General features: G+C 73.8%; 9 protein-coding genes. 6 read left to right on the plus strand and 3 right to left on the minus strand.

Annotated elements, in window-relative coordinates; translation table 11 throughout:
- Nucleotides 1-105 precede the first annotated feature (105 nt).
- The 6 genes from PSR1_RS06815 to PSR1_RS06840 all read left to right on the plus strand — a co-directional run bounded on the left by PSR1_RS06815 (nucleotide 106) and on the right by PSR1_RS06840 (nucleotide 7,397).
- A complete protein-coding gene (locus PSR1_RS06815) occupies nucleotides 106-1,296 on the plus strand; it encodes a glycine C-acetyltransferase (RefSeq protein ID WP_059436867.1) in 1,191 nt (396 codons plus the stop codon).
- A 28-nt stretch (nucleotides 1,297-1,324) separates the two neighbouring features.
- Entirely contained in the window at nucleotides 1,325-2,362 is a 1,038-nt protein-coding gene (tdh, locus tag PSR1_RS06820) for an L-threonine 3-dehydrogenase (RefSeq protein WP_059436868.1), read from the plus strand.
- A 506-nt stretch (nucleotides 2,363-2,868) separates the two neighbouring features.
- Nucleotides 2,869-4,416 (plus strand): flavocytochrome c, encoded by a 1,548-nt coding sequence (locus tag PSR1_RS06825; protein WP_059436869.1) that lies wholly within the window; start codon nucleotides 2,869-2,871, stop codon nucleotides 4,414-4,416.
- A gap of 73 nt (nucleotides 4,417-4,489) precedes the next feature.
- A complete protein-coding gene (locus PSR1_RS06830; protein WP_059436870.1) occupies nucleotides 4,490-5,155 on the plus strand; it encodes a cytochrome c3 family protein in 666 nt (221 codons plus the stop codon).
- 34 nt (nucleotides 5,156-5,189) lie between these two features.
- Nucleotides 5,190-6,371 (plus strand): hypothetical protein, encoded by a 1,182-nt coding sequence (locus PSR1_RS06835; protein ID WP_059436871.1) that lies wholly within the window; start codon nucleotides 5,190-5,192, stop codon nucleotides 6,369-6,371.
- Between the two features lie 174 nt (nucleotides 6,372-6,545).
- Nucleotides 6,546-7,397 (plus strand): phosphatase PAP2 family protein, encoded by an 852-nt coding sequence (locus tag PSR1_RS06840; protein ID WP_059436872.1) that lies wholly within the window; start codon nucleotides 6,546-6,548, stop codon nucleotides 7,395-7,397.
- Nucleotides 7,398-7,565: 168 nt separating this feature from the next.
- On the opposite strand, the gene PSR1_RS06845 is transcribed toward PSR1_RS06840, so the two are convergent.
- From PSR1_RS06845 to PSR1_RS06855, 3 genes are all read right to left on the minus strand, one after another.
- Entirely contained in the window at nucleotides 7,566-8,888 is a 1,323-nt protein-coding gene (locus PSR1_RS06845) for a dicarboxylate/amino acid:cation symporter (protein WP_059436873.1), read from the minus strand.
- 339 nt (nucleotides 8,889-9,227) lie between these two features.
- Nucleotides 9,228-10,637 carry a sigma-54 dependent transcriptional regulator gene (locus PSR1_RS06850; protein WP_059436874.1) on the minus strand — a complete coding sequence of 470 codons (1,410 nt, stop codon included), beginning with the start codon at nucleotides 10,635-10,637 and terminating at the stop codon, nucleotides 9,228-9,230.
- Entirely contained in the window at nucleotides 10,634-12,361 is a 1,728-nt protein-coding gene (locus tag PSR1_RS06855; RefSeq protein ID WP_059436875.1) for a transporter substrate-binding domain-containing protein, read from the minus strand. The genes PSR1_RS06850 and PSR1_RS06855 overlap by 4 nt, the downstream gene beginning before the upstream one ends.
- Nucleotides 12,362-12,835 lie beyond the last annotated feature (474 nt).

Raw genomic sequence — 12,835 nt, forward strand, 5'->3', positions numbered from 1 at the left:
GCGGCGCGCAGGCTGCGACGCGCCGCGGCGACCCCCTCCGGACGGGCGGCGCACCCGCGCACGGCGGGTTAGAAAGGGGGCGCCCCGCACCCGAGGACGCGCCCCATGAACCCAGCCTTCACCGACCACCTGCGCACCCAGCTCGACCGCCTCCAGGCAGAGGGGCTGTTCAAGCGCGAGCGCGTCATCACCAGCCGCCAGGGTCCCTGGGTCGAGGCCGACGGCAAGCGGGTGGTGAACCTGTGCGCGAACAACTACCTCGGCCTGGCCGGGCGGCAGGAGCTGGTGGACGCCGCCGTGGCGGCGCTGCCTCGCTGGGGCTTCGGGATGTCGTCGGTGCGGTTCATCTGCGGCACCCAGGACATCCACAAGGAGCTGGAGCAGCGGCTGGCGCGCTACCTCGGCTTCGAGGACGCGATCCTGTTCTCCTCCTGCTTCGACGCGAACGGCGGCGTGTTCGAGGCGCTGCTGGGCGAGGAGGACGCGGTCGTCTCCGACGCGCTCAACCACGCCTCCATCATCGACGGCATCCGGCTCTGCAAGGCGCGCCGCTACCGCTACGCGAACGGCGAAATGGCCGACCTCGCCGCGCAGCTCGCCGCCGCCGACGCGGCCGGGGCGCGCTTCAAGCTGGTGGTGACCGACGGCGTCTTCTCGATGGACGGGTACCTCGCCAACCTGCCCGCCATCTGCGACCTGGCCGGCCGGCACGGCGCGATGGTGATGGTGGACGACAGCCACGCGGTCGGGTTCATCGGCGAGCACGGGCGCGGGACGCACGAGCACCACCGGGTGATGGGCCGGGTGGACCTGGTCACCGGCACGCTCGGGAAGGCGCTCGGCGGCGCGTCCGGCGGCTACGCGGCGGGCTCGCGCGAGGTGGTGGAGTGGCTCCGCCAGAAGGCCCGCCCCTACCTGTTCTCGAACACGCTCGCGCCGGTCATCGCCGCCACCAGCATCGCGGTGCTCGACCTGCTCGAGTCCGGCGACGGCCTGCGCCGGCAGCTCCGCGAGAACGCCCGCCACTTCCGCGCCGGGCTGACCCGGCTCGGCTTCGAGCTGCTGCCCGGCGAGCACCCCATCATCCCGGTGATGCTCCACGAGGCGCCGCTGGCGCAGGAGATGGCCCGCCGGCTGCTCGACGAGGGCGTCTACGTCACCGGCTTCTTCTTCCCGGTGGTGCCGAAGGGCCAGGCCCGCATCCGCACGCAGATGAGCGCGGCGCACTCGCGCGAGGACCTCGACCACGCCGTGGCGGCCTTCGAGAAGGTCGGCCGCGCGCTGGGCGTCATCTGAGCACGTTCACCCCGAGGGAAACGACGCGATGAAGGCACTCGTCAAGGCGAAGCGCGAGGAAGGCATCTGGATGCAGCACGACGTCCCGGTCCCCGAGGTCGGGGTCCACGACGTGATGATCCGGGTCACGAAGAGCGCGATCTGCGGCACCGACGTGCACATTTACAACTGGGACGAGTGGAGCCGGAAGACCGTCCCGGTGCCGATGGTGGTGGGCCACGAGTACGTGGGCCGGGTGGAGAAGGTCGGGGCCGAGGTGGAGGCGTTCCGGCCCGGCGAGCGGGTGAGCGGCGAGGGGCACGTCACCTGCGGCTTCTGCCGCAACTGCCGCGCCGGCCGGCGGCACCTCTGCCGGCACACCGTGGGCGTGGGCGTGAACCGGCCCGGCTCGTTCGCCGAGTACGTGGTCATCCCGGCCGACAACGTCTACCGCATCCCGGACGACATCCCCGACGACATCGCCGCGATCTTCGACCCGTTCGGCAACGCCACGCACACCGCGCTCTCGTTCGACCTGGTCGGCGAGGACGTGCTCGTCACCGGCGCCGGGCCCATCGGCGTCATGGCCGCCGCCATCGCGCGGCACGTGGGCGCCCGCCACGTGGTGGTGACCGACGTGAACGACTACCGGCTCGACCTGGCGCGCCGGATGGGCGCGTCGCGCGCGGTGAACGTGGCGAAGGAGGACCTGCGCGCGGTCATGTCCGAGCTGGGCATGCGCGAGGGCTTCGACGTGGGGCTGGAGATGAGCGGCAACGGCCGCGCCTTCCGCCAGCTCCTCGAGGTCATGAACCACGGCGGCAAGGTCGCCCTGCTCGGCATCATGCCCGGGCCGGAGCCCATCGACTGGAGCCAGGTGGTGTTCAAGGGCCTCCAGCTCAAGGGCGTGTACGGCCGGGAGATGTACGAGACCTGGTACAAGATGGTCGCGATGCTGCAGAGCGGGCTCGACCTCTCGGCGGTGGTCACGCACCGCTTCTCCATCGACGACTTCCAGCAGGGCTTCGACGTCATGCGCAGCGGGCGCTCGGGCAAGGTGGTGCTGGACTGGGGCGTCGCGCGCTGAAGGCTTCACCCTCCGTGGCCTGACACCGTCCGTGCGGCGCGCCCGCGCCGCGCGGCAACAAACCACGCACCGGTCGCACCCGCACGCGGGGTGCGGCGCCGCGAGGACTGCGCCCGGAACCCCACCGGACCGGTCCACTTTCCTCCTCGCCGCCCCCGCGCGAGGGCCGCCCGCGCACGCGCTGCGGGCCGCGCGGACCCGCGCCGTCCGGGCGCGACCGGTGATGCGGACCGGTGAGATCCACATCCATCCTGCCCGCCGCGTCGCGGGGATCGCCGCGGGCGCGCCCGCCCTCCGCGGCCGGGCCGCGCAGCCCGCGCCCGCGCGCGCGGTGCGGCCGCGAAGCGCGCGCGAACGATCCGCCGGCGCGCGCGCACGAGGTGCGCCGCGCGGGGTGGCGCTCGACCCATTGCCCCTGCCGCGCCGCGGCCCGAAGGCTCGCGCCGCAACGCCGTGCCCAGACCGGTGCGCGGCTCTTCCGCCCCCCGGCGGACAGGAGAAGCCAGATGAGCGACCAGCAGCAGAAGACCGGAATCGGACGTCGCGCGATCCTCAAGGCCACCGCGGTGGCGGCCGGCACGGGCCTCGCGCTCGACCTCTTCGGCGGCAAGGCCGAGGCGGCCGAGCCGCGCGCGAAGCGGCCGCTGCCGAGGAAGTGGGACGAGACCTGGGACGTGGTGGTGGTGGGCTCGGGCTTCGCCGGGCTCGCGGCCGCGGCCGAGGCCGCCAAGGCGGGCGCCAGGGTGACGGTGCTCGAGAAGATGCCGGTGTACGGCGGCAACTCGATCATCAACGGCGGCGAGTACAACGCCTGGACCGACGAGCTGCGCCTCCGCGAGAAGCTGAAGCTGCCCGACGACTCGAAGGAGCTGCACGGCAACGACACGCTGAAGGGCGGCGACTACTACGGCGATCCGAAGCTGGTCGAGATCCTCTGCCGCGAGTCGCCGAAGGCGCTCGACTGGATGATCGACGAGGGCGGGCTGCAGCTCCGCGAGATCCTGAACCGCACCGGCGGCCACACCGCCTACCGCACCCACACCTGCAAGGAGGGCGTCGGGCGCGGCTACACCGAGGCCGAGCGCAAGATCGCCGAGAAGGCCGGCGCGAAGATCCGCCTCAACCACGAGATCACCTGGATCTGGCGCGCCGACGTGGACGGGCCGGTGCTGGGCGTGGAGGTGAAGGCCCGCGGGAAGAAGCTCCAGCTCAAGGTCACCCGCGGCCTGGTGCTCGCGTCCGGCGGCTTCAGCCGCGACGTGAAGATGCGCATGGCGTTCAACCCGAGCCTGGTGGCGAGCTACAACTGCACCAACCACCCGGGCGCCACCGGCGAGACCCTCCGCTTCGCCCAGGCCATCGGCGCGGACTCGCTGCACCTCGCCTTCATCCAGCTCTACCCGTACGCCGAGCCGGAGACCGGCATCCTCGACGCGCCGGCCGTCTACCCGTTCCGCGGCCCGGGCTACGGCATCCTGTACGTGGACCGGAAGGGCAAGCGCTTCGTGAACGAGCTCGAGCGCCGCGACGTGGTCTCGCGCGCCGAGATCAACACGGGCATGAAGCCGACCTACTCCATCTTCAACGCCAGGATGGCGCCGCTCATGGGCGGCACGAAGGAGGAGATCGACGCGGGCATCTCCAAGGGCCGGTTCGTGAAGGCGGACACCATCGAGGAGCTGGCCGGGAAGCTCGGGCTGCCGGCCGACGCGCTCCGCGAGACCGTCGCCACGCACAACCGCTACATCCGGGAGAAGAAGGACCCCGACTTCGCCAAGCCCATCACCGATCGCATGCTGCCGCTCGAGGAGGGGCCGTTCTACGGCATCGCCCAGTGGCCCGCGGTGCACCACACCATGGGCGGGCTGCGCATCGACGAGCAGGCCCGCGTCATCGACATCTGGGGCAACCCCATCCCGAAGTTCTTCGCCGCCGGCGAGATCACCGGCGGCATCCACGGCGCGAACCGCCTCGGCGGCAACGCCGGCCCGGACGCGGTCGTGTTCGGGCGCATCGCCGGCCGGAGCGCGGCGGGCGTCAACCCGGCCGCCTAGGCCGGCCCGCGGACGCCCGGCGCCGGTCCCGCTCGCCGGTCCGGGCGTCCGCCCTTCCCTCGTGGAGCCACCCATGAACGCCCTCGTCGCGCTCGCCGCGCTGGCGCTCGTCGCCGCCGCGCCCCCTCGCCCCTCCGCCCCCGCGGGCAGCTGCAAGCAGTGTCACCCGTCCTGGACCGTCCTGCCCAAGGACCACCCCGCGGTGAAGGGCACCACCCTCGCCGCCTGCCTCGGCTGCCACAAGCCCGCCGCCGACGCGAAGCCGGACGCGTTCTCGGCCCGCCTGCACCGCGCCCACCGCGCCCCCGAGGCCGACTGCACCGTCTGCCACACGCTCTCGCGCGGGCGCTTCGGCCTGGCCGGCGGGAAGAAGCCGCTCGGCACGCTCGCCGAGGGCGACGCGCCGCTGCGCCGGGCGGCGACCTCGTGGGCTGGCTCGGCGCTGCTCGACGCCACCCACGCGAAGGCCGACGTCTCGTGCGCCGGCTGCCACGCGAGCGAGCTCCCGGAGACCGGCGCGTTCGTCGCGAGCGAGCGCTGCCTCGCGTGCCACGGCCCGGCCGACGCGCTCGCGAAGGCCACCGAGCCCGCGGTGCACCCCGACCGCAACCCGCACCGCTCGCACCTCGGGGAGATCGACTGCACCGCCTGTCACCACGCCCACGCCGCCTCGGAGAACTACTGCCTCAACTGCCACCCCAAGTTCGAGATGAAGCAGCTGCCGGGCGCGCCGCGATGACGCCCGGTCCACGCAGCACCGGAGGAGAGACACCATGATCGACACCGTCGTACGGCTCGCGTGCGCCGCCGCGCTCGCGGCCGCCGCGCCGACCTTCGCGGCCGAGCCGGCCGCCGCGCCGGAGAAGCCCTCGATCGCGCTGCACGGGTTCGTGTCCGCGACCGTGTTCGTGCAGGACGCGACCACCGGTCCCTGGAACGGCCAGGGCTCGCTGTTCACCGTCGCCGAGCCGGGCACGGACGAGACGTTCCTCGGCGGCGACCTGCGCCAGACCCGGCTGCAGCTCGCCGCCACCGGCCCCGCCATCCTCTCCGGCCGCGCCACGCCGCGCGCGCTGGTCGAGGCCGACTTCTTCGGCGGCAACACCGGCGGCGCCTTCGGCGACGAGTCGGTGGGGCCGCGGCTGCGCCTCGCCTACGCCGAGCTGGTGCTGGGCGACACCACCTTCCAGGTCGGCCAGAACCACGGGCTCATCTTCGCGATGGCGCCGGTCAGCCTGGCGCACGTGGCGTTCCCCGCCAGCTACGCGGCGGGCGGCATCGGCTGGCGCTTCCCCGGGGTGATGGTGTTCCACCGCATCCCCCTCGCCGGCACCCACCTCCTCGAGCTCGCGGTGAGCGCCACCCGCGGCTCCTGGAGCGACGCCGACGCCGACCTGCCGCTGGGCGTCTCCTACGGTGAGGCGTCCTCGATCCCGCAGGTGGAGGCGCGCGCCATGCTGAGCGGCAAGCCCGCCGGCGGCGTCGCCTACTCCGCGTTCCTGGTCGGCCACTACGACCGCAAGGACCTGAGCGGCGTGGGCGCGACCGCCCCCGAGGACGGCGTGGACGGCTGGGCCGCCGAGCTGGGCGGGAAGGTGTCCGCGGGCCCGCTGCAGCTCGCCGCGAACGGCTGGACGGGCCGGGCGGTCGGCCAGCTGTTCGGCGCCATCGTGCAGTTCGGCGACATCCAGGGCTGGGGCGCCTGGGCGCAGGCCGGATGGTCCTTCACCGACACCGTCTCCGCGCACCTGTTCGCAGGCATGGACGACCCGGACGACGCCGACGTCCGCGAGGCCGGCGCCACGCGGCTCCGCAACGTGTCGATCGGCGCGCTGGCCAAGTACTGCGAGGGCCCCTACACCCTGGGGCTGGAGTACTACCGGTACGAGACGAAGGCCATCGGCGGAACCCGCACCGCGGACCAGGGCTCCCTGACCGCGATGTACGCCTTCTGACCACGCGTGAATCGCCGGCAGCGCCGGCCCCGGCCGTGATCCGCTCGCGGCCGGGGCCCACTCGTCCGGGCGCGTCCGCCCCCGCGAAGCAGCCACGGATCGTGAAGGTAGGCCTCGACGCGGGGGCGCGCGGTGCACAGGGTCGGAGGTATCCGCCCCCGCGGCGGGTCCCCGATGCTCCCCGCCCTGCTCGCGCTCGCCCTCGCCGCCCAGCCCGTCCCTGCCGTCCAGACGGTGCCCGCGGCCCTGCCCTCCCCCTCCACGATCGTCCCGCCGGCCGCGCCGGACCTGCCGCTCGACGCGCCCGAGGCGCGCCCGACGGGCGACAGCGTCTACCGGCTGGTGCCGTGGCTCGACGTGCCGCTCACCGCGCTCGCGACGGGCGTGGCGATCCTGCCGGGGCGCTACCCGTTCCACTTCATCACCCCGCGCTGCCCGTGCGACCCGGCGGAGGTGAACGGCTTCGACCGCTTCGCCATCGACCTGCACAGCCGCGCCGCGGGCGTCGTCAGCGACGTCACCGTGCTCGCCTCGGTGGCCGTGCCGGTGGTGGCCGACGCGTTCTGGGTGGGGAACACGCGGGCGCTGCGCGAGGATCTGATGATCCTCACCGAGACGCTGGCGCTCAACTCCGCCGCGGTGATGACGGTGAAGTTCGCGGTGCAGCGCCCGCTGCCGGTCACCTACGCCGGGCGCGACGGCCTCGTGAAGCAGGCGCAGGGCTACCGGTCGTTCTACTCCGGGCACACCTCCACCGCGGTGGCGGCGCTCACCGCCGCCTCCTGGACGTACACGCTGCGCCGGGGCCCGGCCGCCTGGCCGTGGCTGGTGACCGCGGCGGTGGGCGCGAGCGTGGGCGCGGAGCGCGTGCTGGCCGGGCGCCACTTCCCCACCGACGTGCTGGTGGGCGCGGCGGCGGGGTTCGGGTTCGGGACGCTGGTCCCGCTGCTCCACGCGCGCGGGGGGCGGCTGCCGGTGGCGGTCGCTCCCATGGGGCGCGGCGTCCAGCTCACCGGCACCTGGTAGCGCCCTCCGGCGCGGCGCGGGCTACTTGCGGACGTGCGCGGGCGCGGGCCGGAGCGCGGTGCGGGCGTCGAGCTCGCAGAGCGCGTTCCAGAGCCGGGCCAGCGTGCGGATGAAGCGGATCATGCTCGGGTTCCTCCCCTGTGTTCGTCTCGTCCGGCGTGCGCCGGCTCAGCCGTGGAGCCCGAGGCCCGCCGGCACCGCCGGCGGCTCGGGGTCGTTCGCCGGCTCCACCTCGTCCGGCACGGTGCCGGCGAGGACGGCGCGGGCGCGGGCCTGGTCCAGCTCGCCCTCCCAGCGCGAAACCGCCACCGACGCGACGCCATTCCCGATGAGGTTGGTGATGGCGCGGGCCTCGGACATGAAGCGGTCGATGCCGAGCAGCAGCGCCAGGCCGGCCACCGGGATGTTGCCGACCGCGGAGAGCGTCGCCGCCAGCGTGATGAAGCCGCCGCCGGTCACCGCCGCGGCGCCCTTCGAGGTCAGGAGCAGCACCGCCAGGATCTCCAGCTCCTGCACCAGCGTGACGTGCGTGTTGGTCGCCTGCGCGATGAACAGCGTGGCGAGCGTCAGGTAGATGGAAGTGCCGTCGAGGTTGAACGAGTAGCCCATCGGCACCACCAGCCCGACCACCGGCTTCGAGCAGCCGAGCTTCTCCATCTTCCGCATCATGAGCGGCAGCGCCGACTCCGAGGAGGACGTGCCGAGCACCACGAAGATCTCCTCCTTGATGTAGCGGAGGAAGCGGAACAGGCCGAGGCCGCACCAGCGCAGCACCAGGCCCAGCATCAGCACCACGAACAGCGCGCTCGTCGCGTAGAAGCAGGCGATGAGCTTGCCCAGGCTGAGCAGCGTGGCGATGCCGTACTTCCCCACCGTGAACGCCATGGCGCCGAACGCGCCCACCGGGGCGAGGCGCATCACGAAGCCGACGATGCGGAACAGCACGAGCGACAGCCCGTCCACCAGCTCGAGCACCGGCCGGCCCTTGTCCTTCAGGGCCGCGAGCGCGGCGCCGAACAGCACCGAGAACAGCAGCACCTGCAGGATGTCGCCGCGGGCGAACGCGTCCGCGACGTCGCGCGGGATCACGTTCATGAGGAAGTCCACGGTGCCGTGGGCCTGCGCGCCGTTCGTGTAGGAGGCGATGGCCTTGGTGTCGAGCGTGGCCGGGTCCACGTTCATCCCGGCGCCGGGGCGGGCCAGGCGCGCCACCACCAGGCCGATGGCGAGCGCGACGGTGGTCAGCACCTCGAAGTAGAGCAGCCCCTTCAGCCCCACCCGCCCGACCTTCCGCAGGTCGCCCATCTTCGCGATGCCGGTCACCACCGTGGCGAACACGATGGGCGCGATCAGCATCTTCACCAGCTTGATGAACCCGTCGCCGAGCGGCTTCAGCGACGCGCCGGTGGCCGGGAACAGGTGCCCGACCAGCGCACCGAGGACGACCGCCAGGAGCACCTGCAGGTACAGGCTGCGCGCGAGACGCTTCACGTGTCTCTCCTGCCGGGAGCCGCCGCCGCCCGGCGCGGGGTCGAGGCCCGGCGGTCGCGCCGCGGGGCCGGTGGGATGTGCGTGGAGCCCCCGGCCCAGAGCACCTTCGGTGCCGGATCGCCCGCGCGCGGAATCCGGCGTGATCACCCGCCGCTCGCGCAGCGCGTCGCGATCCGAAGCGGCATTCCCCGCGTTATCGCGGCGGCGCGCCGCACCGCGCGCGCGGGCGGGGAGCGCAGTGATCCCGCGCGCCTGCGCGCCACCATGCCGGCGGGCATGGACATTCCCGCGGGAATGCCGGTTCGGCGGCGCGGCGGGGCCGGTGCCCGATCCCCGGGCTCAGCGGCGATAGGACTTCAGGCGCTTCGAGAGCGCCGGCTGCGAGATGCCCACCAGCCGGGCGGCCAGCGTCTGGTTCCCGCCGGAGCGCCGCATCGCCTCCTGCACCAGCAGCTCCAGCGCCTCGTCGAACGTGGGCAGCCGCTCCACCGCGCCGAAGGGGTTCTGCCCCTCCTCCGCGGCGGGGTGGGCGCCGTTGCCGTGGCGGCCGATCGCCTCCAGGAACGCGTCCATGGAGAGCACGCGATCGCGGTGGCGGCTGACCGCGTCGAAGCACATGGCGCGCAGCTCGCGGACGTTGCCGGGGAAGTCGTGCGTCACGAGCAGCTGCGCGAGCTGCCTCGGCGGGGTGGGCTTCTTCTTGCCGAGCTGCCGCGCGGCCTCGCCCAGGAAGTGGTCGAGCAGGAGCGGCACGTCCTCGCGCCGCTCGCGGAGCGGCGGCACCCGCACCCGGTGCGTGCGCAGGCGGTAGTACAGGTCGCGCCGGAACATCCCGGCCCGCTCCTTGGCGGCGAGGTCCTGGTGCGTGGCGGCGATCACGCGCACCTTCACCCGCTTCGGCCGGTCGCTCCCCAGCGGGAAGTACTCGCCCTCCTGGAGGAAGCGCAGCAGCTTCACCTGCGACGGCACCGACAGGTCCCCGATCTCGTCGAGGAACAGCGTGCCGTCGGCGGCCTCCTCCACCATGCCCCGCCGCGCCTGCTCGGCGCCGGTGAAGGCGCCGCGCAGGTGGCCGAACAGCGTGTCGGCGAACACCGCGTCGTCGAGCCCGGCCACGTTCACGGCCACGAGCTTCCCGGGCAGCCCGGAGAGCCGGTGCGCCGCGCCGGCCACCAGCTCCTTCCCCACCCCGCTCTCGCCGGTGACGAGCAGCGGCTGCGGGCTCCGCGCCACCGCCTCCACGTACGAGAACAGCGTCAGCATGGTGCGGTCCTGCGTGACGATGCTCGCGAACGCCTCGGGGTTGCGCAGCTCCCCGGACATGAAGCGCGCGGTCATCTCGCCGTTCTCGCGCTGGAGCTCCTGCATGCGCACGGCGCGCAGCACGCCCGCGACCAGCCGGTCCTCCTCCTCGGTCTTCACGTGGTAGTCGAACGCGCCGAGCTTCATGCAGCGCACGGCGGTCTCGACCTGGTTCATGCCGGAGACCACGATCACCTTCACGTCGGGGTGCTCCACCGAGATGCGGCCGAGCAGGTCCTCGCCGGAGAGGTGCGGCATGGTCAGGTCGAGCAGCACCACCCCCACGTCGTTGCCGTCCAGCAGCTCCATCACCCGCCGCGCATCCTGGCAGGTGAGCAGGTGGGTGATGCCGGCGGCGCGCTCGAGGGTGAGCGCCACCGAGCGCAGCCAGGCGGCCTCGTCGTCCACCGCCAGGACCGCGAACGCGGGGTAGAAGGACTCGCTCACGCCGCCGCCTCCTCGTGGAGCGCGGGCAGCACCAGCGCCGCGGTGGTGCCCACGCCGGGCTGCGAGCCGAACTCGAGCCGGCCGCCGTGCTCCTTGACGATCCCGGCCGACACCGACAGCCCGAGGCCGGTGCCGCCGGTCTCGCGCTTGGTGGTGAAGAACGGGTCGGTGAGCCGCGCCAGGTGCTCGGGCGGGATGCCCACGCCCTCGTCGCGCACCTCCAGCACCACCTCGCCGGCCGCCGGGTCGTGGCGGATGGAGAGGCGCAGCCCGCGATCGCGGTCGGGGAGCGCCTGGCAGGCGTTCAGGAGCAGGTTCACGATCACCTGCTCGAGCCGGTGCGGGTTGCCGCGCACGCGCGGCAGGTCGGGCGCGAGCGCCAGCTCGAAGCGCGAGGTCGCGGCGCGGATGGGCGCCTCCAGCAGGCGCACCGCGGCGCGCGCCGAGGCGCCGAGGTCCATGGGCTCGAGCCGGGGCGCGTCGTCGCGGCGGGCGAAGTCCTTCAGGTCGTCCACGATGCGCTTGATGCGCCGCCCGCCCTCGGCGATCTCGTCCAGCATCTGCGGGATCTCGTCGCGCATGCGCGCGTACGGGATGCCGGCCAGCTTCAGCTCCCGCTCTCTCGCGCGCGCGTCGAGCACCTCCTGCGCGTCGGCGAACGCGGCCTTCAGCGTCGGGACGTTGAGCAGGATGTAGCCGGCGGGGTTGTTGATCTCGTGGGCCACCCCCGACACCAGCACGCCCATGGCGGCCGCCTTCTGCGCCTGCACGAGCTGGTGCTGGTGCTCGCGCAGCGCCGCCACCGCCCGCTCGCGCTCGGCCACCTCGCGCTCCAGCGAGGCGGTGCGCTGCGCGACGAGCCTCCGGAGCGAGCGGCTCCAGGCGATGCTGGCGCCGAGCAGCACGAGGATCGGCAGGGCGCCGAGCGCGGCGTAGCGCGCCACCGCCTGCCACCCGATGGGCCTGGGCTCGAGCGGCCCGAGCCAGCGCGCGTGGATCGCGTCGTAGCGCCCCGTCTGCTTCAGGATGGCGAGCCCCTCGTCGAAGCGCGCGAGCAGCTCGCGGTCCCCCTTGCGCACCGCGTAGCCGTAGCGCTCCGCGCGCACCGGCTCGCCCACCGGCTCGATGTTGGTGAGGCCGAGCTGGCGCTGCAGGTAGATGCCGGGCAGGAGCGCCAGCACCACGCAGTCGTGCTGGCCCGAGGCGAGCAGGCGCAGCGCGTCGGCGGGCGTCTGCGTCCGGATGATCCTCGCGGCCTTGCCGGCCCGGGTGATCTCCTCGTCCATGATCCCGCCGCCGAACACCACCACCTCGCGCCCCGCCAGCGCGTCGAGCGAGGCGGGCCTGGGGCCGTCCTTCCGGACGAAGATGGCGTGGTGGACGATGGCGTGCGGCGCCGCGAAGTCCAGCCGGCGGGCGCGCTCCTCCGACCAGGAGATGCCCTGGAGCACGTCGATGCTGCCGTCGGCCAGCCCCGCCCGGATCCCGGCCCAGTCGCCGAACCGGAACTCGACCGTGAGCCCCATCACCTCCGCGATGGCGCGGGTGAGGTCCACGTTGAACCCCGCCGGCTCGCCCTGCTCGTCGAGGAACTCGTACGGCGGGTAGTCGCGGTCGGCCCCGACCACCACCCGCCTCGGCTGCGGCGCGGGCGGGACCGCCCGTGCGACCGGGGCCGCCGCCAGCAGCGCGGCGACGAGCAGGCAAGCGTGGATGCGGCCCATCGGGCGCCACGCTACGACGGGGGCGCGGCGGCGACAAGCCGCCCGCCATCGGCGCGCCGGACGGGTTTCACCGCGCCTGGACCGGACCTTCACCCCTCCACGCCTCCCCTCCACGTCCGGCCGCCACGGAGGCGTGCGCTGGGAAGGCCTTCCCTCCACGCCTCCCCTCCACGTCAGGCCGCCACGGAGGCGATCCGGGCGTTCGCGCCGGAGCGCAGCGCAGCAAGCCCTCGGCACGTCCCCAGGATCCTGGACCTGCACCGCCGTGGACAGCCGCTGCGAAGGGACCGGCACAGCCGGCGCCGGCCCCGATCCCGCGGCTGGCCCGTCCGGTGCGTCGGCTTCCACGATCCCACGGCCCCCGGTTCCGGCCATCCATCCACGTCCCGGGCCTTGCGGAGCGAGCACCGCCGCGAATGCCCGGAGCGCCGACCCCGCGGCCCGTCTCCAGGACAGGGCCCGCTGGAAGCGGAC

Source organism: Anaeromyxobacter sp. PSR-1 (genome assembly GCF_000964525.1).
Taxonomy (GTDB): domain Bacteria; phylum Myxococcota; class Myxococcia; order Myxococcales; family Anaeromyxobacteraceae; genus Anaeromyxobacter.